Source organism: Clostridium sp. FS41 (assembly GCF_000954015.1).
GTDB classification, from domain to species: Bacteria; Bacillota; Clostridia; order Lachnospirales; family Lachnospiraceae; genus Enterocloster; species Enterocloster citroniae.
In genome coordinates, this window is sequence record NZ_JYHN01000071.1 from 1 (window position 1) to 22,072 (window position 22,072).

Genomic DNA, 22,072 nt, shown 5'->3' on the forward strand with positions numbered 1-22,072 from the left:
AGCTGACTAATACTAATCGGTCGAGGGCTTAACCAAAAGGTTTAGGGGAAAAGAAGGAAGTTTCAATTCGGTTTTCAATATGTGGTTTTGAAGGTATGTATGATACCTGATAACTAAATAATAAGTAAATGCGCGAGTGGCTCAGTGGTGGAGTATCGCCTTGCCAAGGCGAGGGTCGCGGGTTCGAATCCCGTCTCGCGCTTTTTTTGTTTACTGGAATTTCTTGATTATTAAGAAATTCCAGTTTTTTATTTGCCTAGTTTTCTTGCTTAATTCTTGCTCATTTGATTGCCCACGTTACCTCATAAAAATAATTTATTATGGTAGTTTTTCCTTCACAAAATCAATGGTTTACATAAATGTATAAGATGCATAAAATTTTCTTTTATTTGGTGATAATCAGAATTATTTGGTTTTTTGGTCAACAATAAAATATAATTTAAAGAGAGATGATATAAAAACGTAAATATTGCACATTTTCAGTAGACATAAACCATTTTTATATGGTATAATTTTGAACATAACTTTCATCATAAGAAGGGGCGAAGAAAAAGCTTTGTAACCTGCTTGGAAAAGTTAGAAGAAAATGTTTATTAAAAGGAGAGAGAGCATGAAAAAAAGATTACTGAGCCTTACACTGGCGGCCGCTATGGCATTCTCACTGGCAGGATGCCGTAGCGCAGAGCCTGCAGCAACTGAGGCGCCAACCACAACCGCAGCTCCTGCAACCACTGCAGCAGAAGGCGGAGAGACGGACGCAGCTGAGGGAACTGAGACAGAAGCGCCTGCTGCCGATTTTAAGATTGGTATCATCACAGGTACTGCTTCCCAGGGTGATGAGGAGATTACACAGGCCAACAAGATGAAAGAAAAGTATGGCGACATGATCGTTACCTCTACATATCCGGATAATTTCTCCACTGAGACAGAGACCGTTATCTCTAATGCGGTAGCGATGGCCTCTGATCCGGCTGTAAAGGCAATCGTATGGTGCCAGGCCATTCCCGGAACAGCCGCAGCCATTGATAAGGTACGTGAGACACGTCCTGACATGATCTTTATCGCAGGTACTCCAGGCGAGGATCCAGGCGTTATCAATCCGAAGGCTGATATTGTTTTACAGGTAGATGAGCCGGGATGCGGCATCGTGATTCCTCCTCAGGCAAAGGCACAGGGAGCCAAGACCATGATCCATTATTCCTTCCCCCGTCACATGAGTTATGCCCTGATCGTTGCACGTCATGAGAACCTGAAGAAATACTGTGCAGAGAACGGCATTGAGTTAGTTGACGTAACTGCTCCGGACCCGACCGGTGATTCCGGTATCACAGGCGCTCAGCAGTTCATCCTTGAGGATGTTCCGCGTCAGATTGAGAAGTATGGCAAGGATACCGTATTCTTCACAACCAACTGCGGTATGCAGGAGCCATTGATCCGTTCCGTATTTGAGCAGGGCGCAATCTACTCCTTACAGTGCTGCCCATCCCCATTCCATGCATTCCCGGCTGCACTGAATATCGATATGGCCGGACATGAGGCTGATGTGGATTACATGTTAGATCAGCTTCAGGCAAAGGTTGACGAAGCCGGCATGAACGGAAGAGTTTCCACATGGGGTGTTCCATGTAACATGCTGTTTGTTGAGGCCGGTGTGGAGTATGCTAAGAAGGTATTAGAGGGACAGACCAATGGTGTTGTACTGGATGATCAGGTACTTCGTGATACCCTTCAGGAGTGCGCAGGTGAGATCCAGATGACCATTGACAATTATGTAGATGACAGTGGTAATGCAAAAGACAACCATTACCTGGTAATGGCAGACTTCGTTACATTTGAGTAATTCATACATATTGTAAGAATTCATTGTATCTGTGGTTTCGCCGTCCTGCATTGGCAGACGGCGAAACCTTTTTAAGGCGGCGTGGAGTTTTTAAAGAAGTCCGAAGGAAAAGAGGTTGTGAACTTGGATAATACACAGTATGTCCTGGAAATGGATCATATTACAAAAGAATATTCCGGTAACCAGGTACTCAAAGGAGTTAACCTGCACATTAAGCCAGGTGAAATCCATGCTCTCATGGGTGAGAACGGAGCTGGAAAATCTACACTCATGAATATTTTATTTGGAATGCCGGTCATTCACTCCACCGGTGGATTTGGCGGATCTGTGAAAATGGCAGGCCAGCCGGTGAATATTGATACTCCATTAAAGGCAATGGAGTTGGGAATTGGAATGGTTCATCAGGAGTTTATGTTGATTCCTGGTTTTACCGTAACGGAGAATATAAAGATTGGACGTGAAATTAGTACCCCGAATCTGGTCAGCCGTATCTTTGGCAAATCCATGGAAAGCCTGGACGCTGAAGAGATGGCAAAGGATGCAAAAAAAGCCCTTAAGACTATAGGGTTACAAATAGAAGACTATGTAAAGGTAGCCGGCCTTCCGGTTGGCTACATGCAGTTTATTGAGATCGCCAGGGAGATTGACAAGACCGGCATCCGTTTGCTGGTATTTGATGAGCCCACCGCAGTACTTACAGAGTCTGAGGCGGACCGTCTGCTGGAAGCCATGCGTGTGATCGCTTCCCAGGGGATTGCTATTATTTTTATCACCCACCGCCTGGACGAGGTGATGGCAGTGGCGGACGGCATGACCATTCTCCGCGATGGCGAATTTGTGGCTCACAGGGAGATCAAGGATACCAATGTGGTGGAGATAGCAGAGCTTATGATCGGCCGCAAGGTGGAGAAGCTGGTGGATACAAGCGAAGAGGACAGGCGCATTATCAATGACACGAACATTGCAGTGAGCATGAAGGACTATTACGTGGATATGCCGGGCGAGCAGGTAAAGGGGATCAACCTGGATATACGCAAAGGGGAGATCTTTGGGATTGGAGGTCTGGCAGGCCAGGGAAAACTGGGGATTCCCAATGGTATTATGGGACTTTATAAGGCCGAGGGACAGGTGATGATCAATGGTGAACCGCTGAACCTGGAAAAGCTGGGATGCGCCCTGGAGCATAAGATTGCCTTTGTATCAGAGGACCGCAAGGGGGTTGGCCTTTTGCTGAATGAGAGCATTGAGCACAATATCATTTTTTCAGCCATGCAGACCAATAACAAATTCCTTAAAAAGGTTCTATGGATGCGGCTCTTTGACGGCAAGACAGCCAGAGAGCATGCGCAGGATATGGTTAAGCGCCTGGATATACGCTGTACAGGTATCCGCCAGGCAGCCGGAAGCCTTTCAGGCGGTAACCAGCAAAAGGTATGCCTGGCCAGGGCGTTAACCCTGGAACCGGATATCCTTTTTGTATCCGAGCCCACCCGCGGTATTGATATCGGTGCCAAGAAGCTGGTGTTGGAATATCTGTCAAAGCTGAACCGCGAACAGGGAATGACGGTTATCATCGTATCCTCTGAACTGGTGGAGCTGCGCTCCATCTCTGACAGGATCGCCATTATCTCAGATGGGAAGCTGTCCAGGATCTTAAGTCCTGATGCTCCTGATGCGGAATTTGGTCTGGCTATGTCAGGCACAAAAGTGAAAGGAGGGGAGGATCATGAGTAGTAATCCTGTAAAATCAGCAGTGCAGAAGTTTGGTCTGCCCCGTATCATCATTGTAGGCTTTTTTATCTTTTTGGTGATTGCTGCAGGCGGATTCCAGATGAACCTAATGCAGCTCTTAAGCGACTGTGTCCGCAGATGGGGAATGTTCGGTATCCTGACACTGGCCATGGTCCCTGCGGTACAGTGCGGAATCGGCCTGAACTTTGGTATTTCCATGGGGATTGTAGGCGGCCTGTTGGGCGGTCTGATCGTGATTGAGCTTGATGTGGCCAGGATCCCCGCCCTGGTGGCGGTTAGCCCCATGTTTGGAATGTGGGTGTCCGTGCTGGTCGCCATTGTGATCGGTGTGATCCTGGCCACCGGGATCGGATACCTGTACGGCCTTCTCTTAAACCAGGTAAAGGGTTCTGAGATGACTGTAACAACCTATGTGGGTTTCTCGATCATTGCCTTCATGAACATGCTCTGGATGCTTCTTCCCTTCCAAAACGGCGAGCTGAAATGGCCCAACGCAGGCAAAGGGCTGAGGAATACCATCTCCCTGTCCACATCCTTCAGCGGCGTCATGAATGATACATTATCCTTTAAGATCGGTAAATTCACAGTGCCTACAGGCCTGCTGCTGTTTATGTTTTTTATGTGCCTGTTAGTGTGGCTGTTTATGAAATCCAAGACAGGTATGGCCATGTCGGCAGCAGGTTCCAATCCCATGTTTGCAAAAGCAGCCGGTATTAATGTTAACCGGATGCGTCTGGTGGGAACCACACTTTCAACCGTTCTTGCCGCAGTCGGCATTATTGTATATGCCCAGGGATTTGGATTCATGCAGCTTTATAACGGCCCCATGATGATGGGCTTTAACTCGGTAGCAGCCGTGTTGATCGGCGGCGCCTCACCAAAGAGGGCAAGGATTTCCAATGTACTTATTGGCACATTCCTGTTCCAGGGAATCCTGGCGCTGGGGTTGCCGGTGGCAAACCAGTTTATCCCGGAAGGAAACCTGTCGGAAGTAATGCGTCTGATCATCTCCAATGGTATCATCATCTACGCATTAGCACAAACGAAAGAAGGTGATGGACGTGAATAGAAAGAAAACATTGGACGTGTTATTTAAGAATAAGGTAGTCATTCTGTTCATCATCCTGTGTGTGGGCGGAACCATTGCCTCCAAACAGCCCCTCACTTTTGTAATACCGGAGTTGTTTACACGTATTGCCCGTAACTCATTTCTGGTGCTGTCCCTGATCATACCGGTTCTGGCTGGTATGGGACTGAACTTTGGTATTGTAATCGGAGCCATGGCAGCACAGGTAGCCATTTTCCTGACCACTTACTGGGGGTTTGTGGGAATTGGCGGCTTCCTGCTGACCGTTGCAATCGCCACGCCCATCGCTATTTTCTTCGGCTTTTTGGTTGGAAAATTGTTCAACCATATGAAGGGGGCGGAGATGATCGGCGGTCTGGTCCTTTCCTACTTTGCGGAAGGTCTGTACCAGCTGCTGTTCCTGTTCATATTCGGCGGAGTGATCCCCTTATATAATCCCACGCTGATGATTGCAACAGGCGTTGGCGTTAAGAACACCATTGACCTTAAGGATACGGTCAAGTATGCACTGGATACGGTTCCTATGCTGACCATCATCGAGATCGGGTTCTATCTCTGTGTGATTGGCATGATTGCCTCCGTTATCATTAAGAAGTCAAAGAAACTGGAGATCAACTGGAAGGCAACCACGATCAAGCTGGTTCTGGCAGCTGCGGTTTACGGCATGACCTTTGTGCCCGTGATCGAACAGTTCCTGGCAACGGACCGTCTGCTCCTGCTCAACGCTATTGAGCTGAGCTGTGCCGGAACACTGATCTGGCAGGTGTGGAAGTTCCTGGCATCCAGGTTTATCTATAAGAAGGAGTTTAACGGAAAGAAGGCAGTTGTCAACTGTGTGCTGGCAGCCGCTGTATACGGACTCACCTATATACCCGCTATTTTCAAAGTCCTGATTGTGGTGCATCTGCCTGTTATGACCTATCTGTGTATTGCCGGTCTGTGCTTCTTTAACACAGCCCTTATGCGCACACGCCTGGGGCAGAATATGCGTACGGTTGGACAGAGCCGCACGGTTGCCAATGCAGCAGGCATCAATGTTGACAAGACGCGTATTATTGCCATGATCTTCTCAACCGTGCTGGCAAGCTGGGGACAGCTGATCTTTCTTCAGAACGTGGGAACATTTTCCACCTACGGCGCACATACCCAGGTGGGACAGTTCGCCATTGCAGCCCTGTTAGTTGGCGGCGCTTCCGTACAGAAGGCCAACAACAGGCAGGCGATACTAGGTATCATCCTGTTCCACACACTGTTCATCGTAGCGCCTTTGGCCGGCAAGGAACTTTTTGGAGATCCGGTGATCGGAGAGTATTTCCGTGTGTTCGTATCTTACGGCGTGATCGCTATGGCACTGGCAATGCATGCCTGGAAAAAGATTGTGAAACCATCCACCATGCCGCCGCCACCTGCAGGCGCCCTGGGAGGGACGGGAGGCAATCCCAGCCCGGGAACAGGCGCTTAGATCCGGGCGTATTAAAAAAATTAAACATCAAAGGGACAGGAAGTTTCCACCAGGAGGCTTCCTGTCTTTTCCTGTCTTGTCATATTTGGAAAATTGTACTATAATAGGCAAAATGGGCGGTTGAATCTAAAAAATGCGCAATATTACCTCCAAAAAGCATTTTGCCTGCCCCAACAAGATAAAAAGATGAAGATAAAAAGAACAGGTAGGGATGATGATGGCTGGATTAGGGACAATCGTGAATGTAGGGGCGATCCTGGCCGGATGCCTGGTGGGCATGCTGTTAAAAGGCGGGCTGCCAAAGCGTCTGCAGGACACCATTTCCAGCGCAGTGGGACTGTGTGTGGTATTTGTGGGAGTAACCGGGGCCATACAGGGATTGATGACAATATCCGGTGACGGCTTTGAGACGCGGGATACCCTTGTGACCGTTGTTTGCATGGTGGCGGGAGCTGCCCTTGGAGAATGGATCAATATTGAATATAAACTGGAGCAGCTGGGAGAGTGGTGCAGGTCCAGGATTCCCGGCGGTCAGAAGTCAGGAACCTTTACAGAAGCCTTTGTCAGCAGTTCCCTTCTTTTTTGTGTGGGAGCCATGGCTATTGTAGGTTCCCTGGAGGATGGGCTGAATCACAATTACAGTACATTGTTTACAAAGGCCGTCATGGACGGAGTGCTTTCCATTGTATTTACGGCAGCCCTGGGGATTGGAACAGCTTTTTCCGTGTTTCCCGTGGGCATATACCAGGGAAGCATGACGGCCCTGGCCGGGCTGGTAAAGCCTTACCTGACGGAACTGATGATCGTCAGGATGTCCTGCATCGGCTCCATCTTAATCTTTGGCCTGGGACTTAATCTGGTCCTGGGAAGTAAAATAAAGATCGGAAACCTGCTGCCGGCTGTATTTTTGCCGCTTTTAGTATGCCTGCTGGGATTTTAAGTATAGATACGGATATAATAGGGAGGATGAAAAAGATGAGATTTGCAAAAAGAATGGATTGTTTCGGGGAGGGGATTTTCTCCAAACTGGCAGTGATCAAAAAGGAAAAGATGGCAAAGGGGGAGGAGATCATTGACCTGAGCATCGGTGCGCCCAATATCCCTCCGGCTCCTCACATAAGGGAAGCGCTTTGCAAAGGGGCGGCGGATCCCTCTAATTATGTGTATGCCATCAGCGACAGGAATGAACTTTTAGATGCCATTGCAGGCTGGTACAAAAGCAGATATGGGGTGGAACTGGATCCCCAAAGGGAGATATGCTCCCTGCTTGGATCCCAGGAGGGCCTGGCGCATATTGCACTGACCATGGTGGACGAGGGGGATATGGTGCTGGTTCCGGATCCCTGTTACCCTGTATTTGGCGATGGGCCAAAGATCGCGGGAGCGGACCTGTATTACATGCCCCAGAAAAAGGAAAATGGTTATATCATTCAGCTGGATGAGATTCCTGAGGATGTGGCTCAAAAGGCAAAGCTTATGGTGGTTTCATACCCTAATAATCCCACCACTGCCATGGCTCCGGATTCGTTCTATCAGGAACTGATCGCATTTGCAAGAAAATATGATATCATTGTGCTCCATGACAATGCGTACAGTGATCTTGTGTTTGATAACAGGACATGCGGAAGCTTTCTGCGCTTTCCCGGCGCAAAGGAAGTGGGGATCGAGTTCAACTCCCTGTCCAAAACCTATGGACTGGCCGGAGCAAGGATCGGTTTTTGCCTGGGCAATGAAAACGTGGTGTCCCGATTAAAGCTGTTAAAGTCCAATATGGATTACGGCATGTTCCTCCCCATACAGGAGGCGGCCATTGCCGCTGTTACCGGCGACCAGGGCTGTGTAAAGACAACCATGAAGGCGTATGAAACGCGCAGGAATAGTATGTGCGATGGGTTTACGCGGATCGGATGGAAGATGGAGCGCCCTGTGGCCACCATGTTTGTGTGGGCTGCCATCCCGAAGCATTACAAGACTTCGGAGGAATTTGTCATGGATATGGTGGAGAAAGCAGGGGTCATGGTGACTCCGGGCAGTGCCTTTGGTCCCTCCGGAGAAGGATATGTGCGCCTGGCTTTGGTACAGGATGAGGAAGCTTTGAACAGGGCAATTGAGGCCGTGGACCGAAGCGGGATTTTGAAGGAACAGGAGTGAGGGCCGGATGGCGCAGGGGGAACAGAGACGGAAGGAAATGAACAACAGGAAAACATCCGGCGGGCTGCGGAATGCATGGCTGTGGGTGCTGGTTGTGTATATCGGAATTATTTACGGTAATTCCCTGACACCTGCCAGTATTTCCTCCCGGCAAAGCGGATTTTTGCTGGAACAATCCCACCGCTTTCTGGAACTGCTGGGATACGACAGCGCCTGGCTGACGGAACATATCATAAGGAAAACAGCACATTTTGTAGAATATGCAGGATTGGGCTGTATTCTCTGCGCCTGGTTAAGGACATGGATCCCAGGCGTCAGGAGATTGAGGACAGCGGGGGAAATGGCCTTTATAGTCCCCTTTGTGGATGAGACTATCCAGCTTTTTGTTTCCGGCAGGTCCGGACAGATCAGCGATGTGTGGCTGGATTTTTGCGGGGTGATGTGCGGCCTGCTCCTTGCCGCTGCTTTGGCGGGATGGAGGGGAAGTAAAACAGATCGTAGTAAAAAAGACCGAAGTAAAAAAGATAGGAGTAATACAGGATGAACTATGTGATATGGCTGTCCTATGATGGCACCCGTTATGACGGATGGCAGAAGCAGGGGAATACGGACAGAACGATCCAGGGAAAGCTGGAGGAGATACTTAAGCGTCTGGATGAGACTCCTGTTGAGGTGAGGGGATCCGGCAGGACGGACGCCGGTGTCCACGCCCTGGCACAGGTTGCTGATTTCCGGCTGAACCGGGAAATGGCGCCCAGGGATGTGATGGAATATCTGAACCGGTATCTTCCCGAGGATATCGGGGTATGGAAAATAGAAAAAGCTCCAGAGCGGTTCCACAGCCGTCTGAACGCGGTGAGAAAGACCTACCGGTATCAGATTGAGATGGGGCCGAAAAAGGATGTGTTCCAGAGGGGATATTATTATGGACTGGGCCTGGAACTGGATGTGAAGGCCATGGAGCAGGCAGCTGACCTTCTCACAGGAACCCGGGATTTTAAAAGTTTTTGCGGCAATAAGAAAATGAAAAAATCCACGGTGCGCACATTGGAGTCTGTTCAATTTGAGCGCATTGGAGATACAAAGCTTCATATATCATTTACCGGAAATGGTTTTCTCCAGCAGATGGTGAGGATCCTGACCGGCACATTGATCGAAGTGGGGCTTGGAAAGCGGCAGCCCGGTGATATGAGCCGGATTCTGGAGGCAAAGGACCGGCAGGAGGCCGGATTCACGGCACCCTCCCAGGGGCTGTTTCTTGAAAAGGTAGAATACGGAGAATTGAGATGACAGATTTTTTAGTAAAACATTTTGTGAAAAATTATGACCAGGTGGACGAGATCCAGGTGCGGACACAGTACGGCACGCTGGCCAGCATGGTGGGAATCGGCTGTAATATGCTATTGTTTGCAGCCAAGCTGTTCATCGGAGTGCTGGTGAACAGTATCTCTGTTATGGCGGATGCATTTAACAACCTGTCTGATGCGGCTTCCTCCATCATTGGTTTTATTGGGGTGAAAATGGCGGAAAAGCCTGCAGATGACGATCACCCCTTCGGACACGGAAGGATTGAGTATATCGCGGCATTTATTGTGGCCTTCCTGGTTATCCAGGTGGGATTTTCGCTGTTTAAGACATCCATCGGCAAAGTATTCCATCCGGAGCTTATGTCCTTTAGATGGATATCCATCATTATCCTGCTTCTCTCTATCGGCGTAAAGCTGTGGCTTTCCCTGTTTAATAAAAGGCTGGGGAAGAGGATCAATTCCAAGGTCATGCTGGCAACTGCGGCGGACGCCATGGGGGATGTGGCAACCACTGCGTCCACCATATGTTCCATTGGCATCTATGGGGCCTTTGGCCTTAATGTGGATGGCATTGTGGGCCTGATTGTTTCCGTGGTGGTCATGGTCGCGGGAGTGAATATTGCAAAGGATACCCTTGCTCCTTTGATCGGGGAGGGAATCGACCCTGAGGTCTACGAGGAGATCAGCAATTTTGTGGAGGGATTTGACGGTATTGTGGGAACCCATGATCTGATCGTACATAATTATGGGCCCAGCAGAAGCATGGCTTCCATCCATGCAGAGGTCCCCAATGACTGTGATGTGGAATACAGTCATGAAATTATCGACCGGATCGAACGCGAGGCCATGCGGCGTTTCCATATGCTGCTGGTCATCCATATGGACCCTGTGGAGACACATGATGAGAGGGTCATGGAATTTAAGGATATGGTGGCGGAGGTTCTGGAAAATATTGACAGCCGCCTGGCGTTCCACGATTTCAGGATGGTAGACGGGCAGGAGAGGATCAACCTGATCTTTGATTTAGTGGTTCCCTGGGAATATAAACAGGCTGTCCAGGGTAAACTGAAGGCAAGGATTAGCGATGAAGTAAAACAGCGGGACAGGCGGTGCGAGTGCGTCATTACCGTGGAAAACAGCTTTATGTCGGGTAACAGGGAGTAACGGTACCAGGCTAATCCCCGGAAGGGGGACGGGTAGATGTCACAGGAAGAAATGATAAAGGCCATGGGTGAAGGGGATCGGGAGGCTTTCAGGGAATTTTACCAGGAAACAGTGCGTCCGGTCTACAGCTTTATCCTATCACTGACCAAAAGCCCTTATGAGGCCGAGGACCTGGTGCAGGAAACCTATTTGAGCGTATGGACCAAGGCGGACTCCTATGTTCCCCAGGGAAAGCCTTTAGCCTGGGTATTTACCATTGCCAGGAATCTGTGCTATATGAGATTCAGGCAGCAGAAAATGATGTCGGACATGGCCCTTGATGACCTGGAGGGAAAGGAAGAGGGAGTATACTGCGAACCCCTTGAACAGGCGGCTGACCGAAAGGTGCTTCTGGACGCCCTGGGAAGGATCAGCAGGGAGGAACGTCAGATCGTGCTTCTCCACGCAGCGGCCGGCATGAAGCACCGGGAGGTGGCGGAAGCGCTGGAGCTGCCGCTGGCAACCGTGCTGTCCAAATACAACCGGTCCATGAAAAAACTTCAGCATATCCTGAAATATCCCAACTGACATCCTGCTGACATTCCGGCTGTATGATGTCCGAGATATATTGTCCGAACTATATTGGTCCGAAATATATTTTGGATAAATTTTCAAAATATACTTGACGAAATCAAATCTGTAGTATATAATAACCTTCGTTGTGTTGATGGGCTATCGCCAAATGGTAAGGCAACGGACTCTGACTCCGTCATTTCAAGGTTCGAATCCTTGTAGCCCAGCTCGCGTTTATCATCCCGTAAGAGAACCTTCTTGCGGGATTTTTTGCTATATTCCCGGTATTGTCCGGGGTGACCGGGAAAAGGGGAAGCCTATGTCCAAGAGAAAGAAGAATATGATCAATGGGGCATTTTTGCTGATCGTATTTCTGCTGACCATTTACAGCGTGTTTAAAGGGGAAGATTTAAGCGATATCGCAGAAACCATTACCGAGGCCAAGACGTTTTATTTGATAATGGGAGTTGCATGTGTGGTATTTTTCATATGGGCTGAATCCGCGATCCTTCACTATCTGTTCGGCACCCTGCATATAAAAACAAAGAGAAGGACCTGCTTTATGTATTCTTCAGTGGGGTTCTTTTTCAGTTGCATCACTCCTTCCGCAGGAGGAGGCCAGCCGGCCCAGGTGTATTACATGCGAAGGAACATGATCCCGGTGCCTGTGGCTACCGTGGTGCTGATGGTGGTCACCATTACATATAAATTAGTGCTGGTTATAACGGGATGTCTTCTGGTCCTGTTTGGCAGAGGATTGCTGAACCGCTATGTCTGCGAGGCCATGCCCGTATTCTATCTGGGACTCACATTGAATGTTGTATTCTGTCTGGCCATGCTGATCCTGGCCTTCCATACTTCCCTTGCCAAGAATATTGTGATGAAGCTGCTGGGATTTCTTGTCAGGCTGCACATTCTGAAGGATAAAACTTCAAGGACAGAGCGGCTGAACATGACCATGGATCATTACAATGATACGTCCGCCTATCTGCGGCAGCACAAGGAGGTTTTGATCCGTGTGATGTTTCTCACCTTTTGCCAAAGGACGGCCTTATTTTCTGTTACATATTTTGTGTATAAGGCATTTGGACTCACAGGAACACATATGGCTGCCCTGATCCTGCTTCAGTCAGCCATATCCATATCCGCAGATATGCTGCCCCTGCCCGGGGGCATGGGGATCAGCGAGCATTTATTCCTGACCATCTTTGATCCCATCTTTTATGGGGACCTGCTGCTTCCTGCCATGGTCCTGTCCAGGGGGATCGCCTATTATGTGCAGCTGGTTTTCAGTGCAGCCGTGACACTGATCGCCCATATCCTGATTGATAAAAGGCAGAGAAGGGCCTAAAAAAATTTTAGGTATCATAAAAATATTTGCGAATATTGCTGAAAATCAAGAGAGAAGTTGGTCAGTATGCCAATTGTGGAGGGGATTTGAACGTGCTATGATAAATATATAAATAATTTTTGGCCATGCCAAAAAAATTAGAGGTGCGGGCACGTGAAAAATTCAGATATGTTAAAACGTTATGGAATGTTTATCGCAGGAGTTATATTCAGTGCATTGGGAATTAGCCTTATTACAAAAGCAGGGCTTGGGACATCGCCGATTACCAGCCTTGCTTTTGTATTGACCTTTATTTTCCCCCACAGTCTGGGGGTGTTTACCATGATGGTGAATTCCGTCATGTTCATCATACAGGTGGTCCTTTTGGGAAAATCCTTCCAGAAGATCCAGCTGCTCCAGCTTCCGGCCGCTCTGCTTTTTTCCGTCTGTATTGATGGCTGGCTGCGTCTGCTTACCTATTGGCAGACCGGCGGATATGTGGGAGAAATACTGATGCTGCTTCTGGGCTGTGTTTTTTTGGGACTGGGGATTGCCCTTGAGGTTATACCAAATGTCCTGATCCTTCCGGGAGAGGGCCTTGTGCGCGTGATCGCAGGTCTTACAGGCTGGAGATTCGGCCATGTAAAGACAGGTTTTGATATGAGTATTGTGGCCAGCGCAGTTGTGGTGTCAGTCCTGGTCAAGGGTCAGGTGCTGGGAATCCGTGAAGGCACCGTGATCGCCGCCCTGATTGTGGGAAATATTTCCCATTTCTTTATTGAAAAGGTTTCGGCTGCTTTGGCAGGCTGGATTCCGGATTATTCCGAGGCCACGGACGCAATGACCTCATAAGGATCAGGGCTGTTGTAATGGGAACAGAGGACAAAACAGGAATTATTGAAAAAGGGTATTAAAAAAATATCAGAAAAATTAAAAAAGTGCTTGACTAAATGGCACAATATGGGTATAATAAACTCCGCAGCTGACAGTTAGGCGCCAGGCAGTAAACTGGTCCCGGAGATTGGAAGGTGCGGGGAATTTTATAATGGGCTATCGCCAAATGGTAAGGCAACGGACTCTGACTCCGTCATTTCAAGGTTCGAATCCTTGTAGCCCAGCTCAGGCAAAGTCTTTAAATATAAGGGAGGATCCTTGTATTTAAAGGCTTTTTTGATGATTGTTTTTGACACCATCCAGAAACTGGTATATAATTTTTTTAACCATACATTGTTTGTACAACCAGGGGGAAGGTGGGATTCACATGAAGATTCTTGTTATCAACAGCGGAAGTTCCTCACTGAAGTTTCAGGTCATTGATTCGGAGACTGAGAGGGTACTGGCAAAGGGGCTATGCGAGCGGATTGGTATTGACGGCCGGTTTACCTACAGGACGGATACCGGCATTTCCCTAAAGGAACAGACGGCCATGGAAAACCATACCCAGGCTGTGCACATCATACTGGACACCTTAACAGACCCTGAACAGGGAGTGATCAGTAAGTTCGGGGAGATCGATGTGGTTGGGCACCGCCTGGTCCATGGCGGGGAGAAGTTTACCGGTTCCGTGGTCATTACCCAGGAGGTCATCCAGGCCATGACAGAGTGCAATGACCTGGCGCCTCTGCACAATCCGGCCAATCTGGTGGGGGTGGAGGCCTGCCGCACTTTGATGCCGGATACCCTGATGGTAGGGGTGTTCGACACGGCATTTAACCAAACCATGGAACCCAAGGCGTTCCTGTACGGACTGCCTTACCAGTATTATGAGAAGCATAAGATACGCAGGTATGGATTCCACGGCATCAGCCACCGATATGTGTCCCGCAGGGCGGCCCAGTTCATGGGGCAGGATCCCGGCAGGGTAAAGACCATTGTCTGTCATCTGGGCAATGGAGCCAGCATCTGCGCTGTAAAGTACGGGCAGGTGGTGGACAATTCCATGGGCTTTACGCCCCTGGAGGGCCTGGTGATGGGAACGCGGTGCGGGGATGTGGACCCGGGTGCCCTGGAATTCCTCTCCAAGAAGGAAGGGCTGGATTTCCAGCAGATCATGACCATTCTCAATCAGGAGTCCGGCGTGCTGGGCATTTCCAAGAACTTTTCCAGCGATTTCAGGGAACTGAAGGACGCGGAGATCAAATACCATGAAAAGGCTGCCCTGGCAAGGGAGATATTTGCGTATAAGGTGGCCAAATATGTGGGCAGCTATGCGGCTGCCATGAACGGGGTAGACAACATTGTCTTCACAGCGGGGATCGGGGAAAATGATTCCGATATCCGTGAGGAGATCTGCAGCTATCTGGAGTATCTGGGCATTGCTATTGACGAGTTAAAGAACCGGGAGGAGGGGGAGGCCGTGAGGATCTCCGATGCCTCCTCAAAGGTGAATGTGCTTGTGATCAAGACCAATGAGGAACTGGAGATCGCCAGGGAAGCGGCAACAGTGGCAAAGGGACTGAAAAAAAGGCCTGAAAAGGTTGGAAAAGGTTCCTGAAACCCGCTTGTATTAAAGGCCATATGTATGATACAATGGCCAGAGGAATGATTCCGGTGTCAGACCGGTTTGGACAACGAGGTAACTATGTATACATTTAACAGCAGGGTCCGTTACAGTGAGACGGACGAATACGGACAGCTTTCCCTTGTGGGAATCATTAATTACATGCAGGACTGCAGTACCTTCCAGTCGGAGGACGCCCGGGTGGGGGTGGAGTATCTGGACAGCAACCACAAAGCGTGGCTTTTGTCTTCCTGGCAGATCATGATCGACCGTTATCCGCGGCTGGGAGAAAAACTGGTGGTGGGCACGTGGCACTGCTCCTTCAAAGGCATTTACGGGTACCGTAATTTTGTCCTTCTGGACGGGGAGGGCAGACATCTTGTGAGGGCCGGGTCTGTGTGGTTCCTTTATGACACAGAAAAGAATACGCCCATCCGGGTGCATCCCGAGGATACGGCCCCCTACGGAAAAGCGGAGGCGCCCCTGATTCTGAGCCCTGCGCCCAGGAAAATACCGGTGCCTGATCACTATGGTGAGGGAAAGCCCATTGTGGTGGCAAGGCACCATATCGATACAAACCACCATGTAAACAATGCCCAGTATGTGGACATGGCCAGGGAATCCATACCGGAAGGGCTTAGAATCAGGGAAATACGGGCAGACTATAAGAAAGCGGCAGTTTTGGGGAATGTGATCATCCCCCGTGTAAGCCAGGGGAGCGCTCATGAGTGGACGGTATCCCTGGACGACAGTGCAACACAGGATACTTATGCAGTCGTATGGCTGCGGACGGAGCCGCAGATGCAGGAAAAACTGCGTTAGACGAAAGACCAGAGGGAGAAAAAGATGATTGAATTAGGCAAAGTACAGGAGTTGGAGATACTCAGGACAAAGGATTTTGGCGTATATGTGGGAGAGCAGGCTGAGGACGAGCCCGCAGTGCTTCTTCCAAAGAAGCAGGTGCCGGAGGGCGCTAAGATCGGGGACAAGGTGAAGGTGTTCATCTATAAGGATTCCTCAGACCGCCTTATTGCCACCACGGGCATGCCCAAGCTGCAGGTGGGAGAGACCGCCATGCTGGAGGTGAAGGACGTGGCAAAGATGGGGGCGTTCCTGGACATGGGACTGGAGAAGGATCTGCTGCTTCCCTTTAAGGAGCAGACACACCCCGTGCGCAAGGGGGAGCGTTGTCTCGTGACCCTCTATGTGGACAAGAGCAAGCGTCTGGCAGCCACCATGCGGGTGTATTCCCACATGAGCAACCAGTCTCCTTACAAGGAGGAGGACTGGGTTACCGGTACAATCTATGAGATCAATGATACTATTGGGGCTTTTGTGGCAGTGGATAACAAATATTACGGCCTGATCCCCAAAAAAGAACTTTTTGGTAAATTCAGGGAAGGGGATACGGTGCAGGCCAGGGTGACCAAGGTCCGGGAGGACGGCAAACTGGATCTGTGTGCCCGCGAGAGGGCGTACGTGCAGATGGGAACGGATGCGGAAGCCGTACTTAAGGTTATGGATGAGTTTGACGGGGTCCTGCCTTTTAACGACAGGGCAAACCCGGATGTCATCATGCGGGAGTTCCACATGAGCAAGAACGCGTTTAAGCGCGCGGTGGGGCGTCTGCTAAAAGAGGGAAAAATACGGATCACGGAAAAGACCATTGAGCGTATATAGAAAAGCGCGTATATAGAAGATATCCGGCAGTCCCCTTTTTATGGTGGCTGCCTTATGTTTGACTGAAATGGAAAGGAAGTTGGGGTTATGAACAGGAGAAGTGTGGCTGGGGATTATGGCCTGATCGTGGTGGGGACGTTTCTTATTGGATTTGCTATTAAAAGTATTTATGATCCGGTCAGTATGGTAACAGGAGGTGTGTCCGGCCTGGCCATCATTGCCAAGGAACTGTGGTCCGTACCGCTATGGCTGACCAATACCCTTCTCAATATCCCGCTGTTTGCAGCGGGGCTGTATGTCATGGGCTGGAAGTTCATCAAACGCACCCTATTTTCAACCGTGATGCTGTCCGTATCCCTTTATGTGCTGCCTGAGGCTTCCTATATGGGCAATGACATCCTTTTGTCAGCCCTCTTTGGCGGTATCATAAGCGGCGTGGGGACAGGCATGGTATTTCTGGCCAGTTGTACCACCGGGGGCACGGATATGCTGGCAGCATTGATGCAGAAGCGGATGAAGCATTATACGCTGGCGCAGATCATGCAGGTGCTGGACGGGATCATTGTGCTGGCGGGTGCAACGGTGTTTGGCATTCCCACAGCTCTCTATGCCCTGATCGCCATTTTCTGTGTGTCCAAGGTGACGGACGGCCTGATCGAAGGCCTTAAGTTCTCCAAACAGGCATATATCATCTCCGACAGCTACAGGGAAATCGCGGACGCGATCCTGGAGCGGATGGGGAGAGGGGTTACAAGCCTGGAGGCAAGGGGGATGTACTCCAATGAGGAGAAAAAGATGCTGTTCTGCGTGGTTTCCAAGAAGGAGATCGTAAAAATAAGGGAGATCGTGTCTGAATTTGATGCAAGAGCATTTGTCATTGTGAGTGATGCAAGGGAGGTTTTTGGAGAAGGTTTTATTGAATATTGACACTGATTAACATAATAAACAAATTTTTAACGGGAATTATTGGAATACTTTGTGATTTACAACACTTTTTTTTTTTCGTATACAAATTAGCTAAATCCCAAAATTGTATTTTGTTGATTTACAATATGGATTCCTCAGAGGGTTTCATGTATGATATTAACAGTTACAAATGATGCTTCTGCACCGGGAAAACCCAGCGGAAACAGGCATTTTACCACGTTTTTTTTACATGCAAGCAAAGCGAATTTTAGGAGGAAAGAACAGAATGGCTAGTTTATTGCTGAAGAATGTAACCAAGAAATATCCCAACGGTTTTGTTGCAGTTAAGGATTTTAACCTGACGATCGAAGACAAGGAATTTATCATTTTCGTTGGCCCTTCAGGATGTGGTAAGTCCACCACCCTGCGTATGATCGCTGGTCTGGAGGACATCTCTTCCGGTGAACTGTATATCGATGATAAGTTGGTAAATGATGTTGAGCCTAAGGACAGAGACATTGCAATGGTATTCCAGAACTACGCCCTGTATCCACATATGTCCGTATACGATAACATGGCGTTTGGACTGAAACTGAGAAAGACACCAAAGGCTGAGATCGATGAAAAGGTACACAACGCAGCCAGGATCCTTGATCTGGAGCATCTGTTAGACCGTAAGCCGAAGGCTCTTTCCGGCGGCCAGAGACAGCGTGTGGCCATGGGACGTGCCATTGTCCGCAGCCCCAAAGTATTCCTGATGGACGAGCCGCTGTCCAACCTGGATGCAAAGCTGAGAGGCCAGATGCGCGTAGAGATTTCCAAACTGCACCAGAGACTGGAAACCACCATTATTTACGTAACACATGACCAGACAGAGGCCATGACACTGGGAACACGGATCGTTGTTATGAAGGACGGTGTTGTTCAGCAGGTAGACAGCCCACAGAACCTGTATGATAAGCCATGCAACAAGTTCGTGGCAGGATTTATCGGAGCTCCTCAGATGAATATGATCGAGGCAGTGGTTGGAAAGTCCGGTTCCGATATTACATTGACATTCGGAGAGCACACCGTGGCACTTCCGGAAGGAAAGGCAAAGAAGCTGGAGGGAGCGGGATATGTAGGAAAGACAGTTGTCCTGGGAATCCGTCCTGAGGATCTTCATGATGAGGAATCCTTCCTGGCCATGTCACCAAAGAGCGTGTTTGACGCAACCGTACGTGTATACGAGATGTTAGGCTCCGAGGTACTGCTGTATTTTGATATTGAAGATGCTGACTTTACTGCAAAAGTAAATCCGCGTACCACCGCAAGACCTGGGGATACAATCCAGCTGGCTATGGATTTAGAGAAGATCCATGTGTTTGACAAAGATACCGAACTCGTGATTCTTAACTAGTTTTTATAAAACGTAAATGAAAATTAAGGTAAAAAGGGGCAGGAGAGTGTACAACTCTCTTGCTTTTTTTGTAATTTTGCATTAAAATATGAAAATAGGGATATTAGTTACTCCGAATACGTTTGAAAAGGAGAGTATAGAATGATTTCAAATCAGATACTTCAGACCACATTAGATGGATTAAAAGCAATTACAAGAATTGATTTGGGTATATGCGATACAGAGGGAAAGGTGCTTGCATCCACATTTACGGATGCGGAAGATTCCGAGAGCTCCATCCTGGTATTTGTGGACTCCCCAGCAGACAGCCAGGTAATTCAGGGATACCAGTTTTTTAAGGTGTTTGACGAGCACCAGCTGGAATACATCCTCCTTGCCAAGGGCGCAAGTGATGATGTGTATATGGTAGGGAAGCTGGCTGCATTCCAGATCCAGAACCTTTTGGTTGCATACAAGGAGCGTTTTGATAAGGACAACTTTATCAAGAACCTGCTGCTTGACAACCTGCTTTTAGTGGACATCTACAACAGGGCCAAGAAGCTGCACATTGACACGGATGTTAAGCGTGTGGTATTCATTATTGAGACCCACAACGAGAAGGATGTAAATGCACTGGAGACAGTGAGAAGCCTGTTTGCATCCAAGACAAAGGATTTCATCACCGCCGTGGATGAGAAGAACATCATCCTTGTAAAGGAAGTGCGCCAGGGAGAGTCCTACGGCGAACTGGATAAAACAGCCAATACCATTCTGGACATGCTGAACACAGAGGCCATGACCAAGGTGCGTGTTGCTTATGGAACCACGATCAATGATATAAAGGAAGTTTCACGTTCCTATAAGGAGGCCAAGATGGCTCTGGACGTAGGAAAGATTTTCTATGCCAGCAAGAACGTGATCGCTTATAATAATCTGGGGATCGGCCGTCTGATCTACCAGCTACCCATTCCGCTGTGTAAGATGTTCATCCGCGAAGTGTTTGACGGCAAGTCGCCGGATGACTTTGACGAGGAGACACTTGCAACCATTAACAAATTCTTCGAGAACAGCCTGAACGTGTCTGAGACTTCCAGACAGCTGTATATCCACCGCAACACCCTGGTATACCGTCTGGACAAGCTTCAGAAGAGCACCGGGCTGGACCTGCGTATCTTTGAAGATGCCATAACATTCAAGATTGCACTTATGGTTGCAAAGTATATGAAGTATATGGAGAGCCTGGATTATTAAACCGGAGTGACAGATGATAGAGTTAAGTCGCGTAAGCAAGACCTACGAGACCGGCAGCAAGGCGGTGAAGGATATTTCGCTGACCATTGAGGACGGGGAATTTGTTTTTATCGTGGGCAGAAGCGGTTCCGGCAAGAGCACTCTTATGAAGCTGCTCCTTAAGGAACTGGAACCTACAAAGGGGCGTATCGTGGTCAATGATATGGACCTGGGAAAGATGCCGAGAAGGTATATTCCCAAATACCGCAGAAGATTAGGCGTGGTCTTTCAGGATTTCAGACTCCTGAAGGACCGCACTGTGTTTGAGAATGTGGCATTTGCCCAGAGGGTAATCGGAGTGCCCACCCGGGTGATCAAAGAGACCGTGCCTGAGATGCTCAGGCTGGTGGGGCTGTCTTCCAAGTACAAGGCATATCCCAGACAGCTTTCCGGCGGGGAGCAGCAGAGGGTGGCCATTGCCAGGGCACTGATCAACAACCCGGAGGTACTCCTGGCAGATGAGCCCACAGGCAATCTGGACAGCTTCAATACCCACGGGATTATGAAGCTTCTGGAGGAGATCAACCAGAGGGGGACAACGGTGATCGTGGTCACCCACAGTCAGGAGATGGTGGATGAGATGAATAAGCGTGTCATCACCATGGAACGGGGGGCGGTTATCAGTGATGAGGGCGGATATTACAGCAAGTATTAGGGCCTGCTTGAAACAGGTCCTGGTTTGCTGGTGCCGGGGCAGGTAAGCCTGTACCGCAGAGCGCGGATCCGCCGGAAAGGCAAATGAACAGGAATGAGAATCAGTACATTTTGGTATTGCCTGAAACAGGGCATCATAAATATATGCAGAAATATTTTGTTTTCGCTGGCTTCCATAGCGACTATTTCTGCGTGTATTTTTTTATTCTGCCTTTTTTTTGCCCTGGTGGCAAATGTGCAGAATGTGGCAAAGACTGCCCAGACAACGGTGGGGATCACCGTGTTTTTTGATGAGCAGATGCCGGAGGAGCAGATCCTGGCAGCGGGGGACACCATACGCAGCTGGGGCGAGGTGCGGGAGGTAAATTACGTATCCGCTGCCCAGGCATGGGAAAATTTTAAAACGCAGTATTTTGAGGGCATGGAGGAGTTGGCGGAAGGGTTTGCAGATGACAATCCTTTGTCCGGTTCCGCGTCCTATGAGATATTTTTAAATGAACTGGATGATCAGGATGAGGTTGTAAAAAGGCTGGATGCCATGGACGGTGTGCGCAAGGTGCGCTATTCCAGCGCGGCGGTTGCCGGTTTTACAAGCGTGGGCAGGATCATCGGCGCCCTTTCGGTTGTGATCATCGGAGTGCTGCTGGCAGTTGCCGTTTTCCTGATCAGCAACACCATTTCCGTGGCAGCCTCCTTTAGAAGGCGTGAGAATGAGATCATGCGTTATATCGGGGCTACCAACTATATGATACGCGCCCCCTTTGTGGTGGAAGGGGTGCTGTTAGGCGCATTGGGCGCGGCAGTGCCTTTGGCCGGTATGTATTTCCTGTATCAGAGGGCGGTGGTTTATGTGAATGAGCGGTACCAGATGATCACCGGACTTTTTCAGCCCATTGCCCTGGAAGAGATTTTTCCTTATATGGCAGGCGCGGCCGGAGTGCTGGGGATCGGGATCGGTTTTTTTGTCAGCTTTATTACCATCCACAGGCATTTAAAGGTTTAATATTACACACCGGAAA

General features: G+C 49.1%; 20 protein-coding genes and 3 tRNA genes. All 23 read left to right on the forward strand.

Annotated features, from left to right (window positions below; all coding sequences use genetic code 11):
- Nucleotides 1-130 precede the first annotated feature (130 nt).
- Nucleotides 131-202 (forward strand) — tRNA-Gly (locus CLFS41_RS24120).
- 408 nt (nt 203-610) lie between these two features.
- The gene (locus CLFS41_RS24125) at nt 611-1,840 is read left to right on the forward strand and encodes a DUF3798 domain-containing protein (RefSeq protein ID WP_007871485.1); all 1,230 of its coding nucleotides are present in this window, start codon (nt 611-613) and stop codon (nt 1,838-1,840) included.
- Nucleotides 1,841-1,963: 123 nt separating this feature from the next.
- A complete protein-coding gene (locus CLFS41_RS24130; protein ID WP_082082682.1) occupies nt 1,964-3,574 on the forward strand; it encodes a sugar ABC transporter ATP-binding protein in 1,611 nt (536 codons plus the stop codon).
- Nucleotides 3,567-4,661, forward strand: coding sequence for an ABC transporter (locus CLFS41_RS24135; RefSeq protein WP_007871481.1), 1,095 nt, complete (start codon nt 3,567-3,569; stop codon nt 4,659-4,661). The genes CLFS41_RS24130 and CLFS41_RS24135 overlap by 8 nt, the downstream gene beginning before the upstream one ends.
- Nucleotides 4,654-6,141, forward strand: a complete 1,488-nt coding sequence (locus CLFS41_RS24140; protein WP_007871479.1) for a hypothetical protein — start codon at nt 4,654-4,656, stop codon at nt 6,139-6,141. Before CLFS41_RS24135 ends, CLFS41_RS24140 begins: the two co-directional genes overlap by 8 nt.
- Before the next feature lie 217 nt (nt 6,142-6,358).
- Nucleotides 6,359-7,081: a DUF554 domain-containing protein gene (locus CLFS41_RS24145; RefSeq protein WP_040417839.1), complete on the forward strand. Its 723-nt coding sequence runs from the start codon at nt 6,359-6,361 to the stop codon at nt 7,079-7,081.
- Nucleotides 7,082-7,116: 35 nt separating this feature from the next.
- Nucleotides 7,117-8,292, forward strand: coding sequence for an aminotransferase class I/II-fold pyridoxal phosphate-dependent enzyme (locus CLFS41_RS24150; RefSeq protein ID WP_007871475.1), 1,176 nt, complete (start codon nt 7,117-7,119; stop codon nt 8,290-8,292).
- A gap of 7 nt (nt 8,293-8,299) precedes the next feature.
- Nucleotides 8,300-8,836 carry a VanZ family protein gene (locus tag CLFS41_RS24155; RefSeq protein ID WP_117452087.1) on the forward strand — a complete coding sequence of 179 codons (537 nt, stop codon included), beginning with the start codon at nt 8,300-8,302 and terminating at the stop codon, nt 8,834-8,836.
- Complete coding sequence (gene truA / locus CLFS41_RS24160) at nt 8,833-9,582, forward strand: tRNA pseudouridine(38-40) synthase TruA (protein WP_007871471.1); 750 nt, start codon at nt 8,833-8,835, stop codon at nt 9,580-9,582. The genes CLFS41_RS24155 and truA overlap by 4 nt, the downstream gene beginning before the upstream one ends.
- Complete coding sequence (locus CLFS41_RS24165; protein WP_007871470.1) at nt 9,579-10,763, forward strand: cation diffusion facilitator family transporter; 1,185 nt, start codon at nt 9,579-9,581, stop codon at nt 10,761-10,763. The genes truA and CLFS41_RS24165 overlap by 4 nt, the downstream gene beginning before the upstream one ends.
- Nucleotides 10,764-10,799: 36 nt before the next feature.
- Nucleotides 10,800-11,330: an RNA polymerase sigma factor gene (locus tag CLFS41_RS24170; protein WP_045093751.1), complete on the forward strand. Its 531-nt coding sequence runs from the start codon at nt 10,800-10,802 to the stop codon at nt 11,328-11,330.
- A 140-nt stretch (nt 11,331-11,470) separates the two neighbouring features.
- Nucleotides 11,471-11,542, forward strand: a tRNA-Gln gene (locus CLFS41_RS24175).
- A gap of 92 nt (nt 11,543-11,634) precedes the next feature.
- A complete protein-coding gene (locus CLFS41_RS24180; protein WP_007871467.1) occupies nt 11,635-12,666 on the forward strand; it encodes a lysylphosphatidylglycerol synthase transmembrane domain-containing protein in 1,032 nt (343 codons plus the stop codon).
- Nucleotides 12,667-12,819: 153 nt separating this feature from the next.
- Entirely contained in the window at nt 12,820-13,497 is a 678-nt protein-coding gene (locus tag CLFS41_RS24185; RefSeq protein ID WP_045093752.1) for a DUF6198 family protein, read from the forward strand.
- A 194-nt stretch (nt 13,498-13,691) separates the two neighbouring features.
- A tRNA-Gln gene (locus CLFS41_RS24190) sits at nt 13,692-13,763 on the forward strand.
- A 143-nt stretch (nt 13,764-13,906) separates the two neighbouring features.
- On the forward strand, nt 13,907-15,139 hold the full coding sequence (locus CLFS41_RS24195; protein WP_045093753.1) for an acetate kinase: 1,233 nt from the start codon (nt 13,907-13,909) through the stop codon (nt 15,137-15,139).
- Nucleotides 15,140-15,226: 87 nt separating this feature from the next.
- Entirely contained in the window at nt 15,227-15,967 is a 741-nt protein-coding gene (locus CLFS41_RS24200) for an acyl-ACP thioesterase domain-containing protein (RefSeq protein ID WP_045093754.1), read from the forward strand.
- Between the two features lie 24 nt (nt 15,968-15,991).
- Complete coding sequence (locus CLFS41_RS24205) at nt 15,992-16,825, forward strand: S1-like domain-containing RNA-binding protein (protein WP_007871445.1); 834 nt, start codon at nt 15,992-15,994, stop codon at nt 16,823-16,825.
- A gap of 87 nt (nt 16,826-16,912) precedes the next feature.
- The gene (locus CLFS41_RS24210; RefSeq protein ID WP_007871437.1) at nt 16,913-17,752 is read left to right on the forward strand and encodes a YitT family protein; all 840 of its coding nucleotides are present in this window, start codon (nt 16,913-16,915) and stop codon (nt 17,750-17,752) included.
- Nucleotides 17,753-18,017: 265 nt separating this feature from the next.
- The gene (ugpC, locus tag CLFS41_RS24215) at nt 18,018-19,130 is read left to right on the forward strand and encodes a sn-glycerol-3-phosphate ABC transporter ATP-binding protein UgpC (protein WP_045093755.1); all 1,113 of its coding nucleotides are present in this window, start codon (nt 18,018-18,020) and stop codon (nt 19,128-19,130) included.
- Nucleotides 19,131-19,271: 141 nt separating this feature from the next.
- Complete coding sequence (locus tag CLFS41_RS24220) at nt 19,272-20,360, forward strand: helix-turn-helix domain-containing protein (RefSeq protein ID WP_007871433.1); 1,089 nt, start codon at nt 19,272-19,274, stop codon at nt 20,358-20,360.
- Between the two features lie 13 nt (nt 20,361-20,373).
- Entirely contained in the window at nt 20,374-21,054 is a 681-nt protein-coding gene (ftsE, locus tag CLFS41_RS24225) for a cell division ATP-binding protein FtsE (RefSeq protein ID WP_045093756.1), read from the forward strand.
- A 93-nt stretch (nt 21,055-21,147) separates the two neighbouring features.
- Nucleotides 21,148-22,056 (forward strand): permease-like cell division protein FtsX, encoded by a 909-nt coding sequence (ftsX, locus tag CLFS41_RS24230; RefSeq protein ID WP_007871428.1) that lies wholly within the window; start codon nt 21,148-21,150, stop codon nt 22,054-22,056.
- The last annotated feature ends 16 nt before the right edge of the window (nt 22,057-22,072 follow it).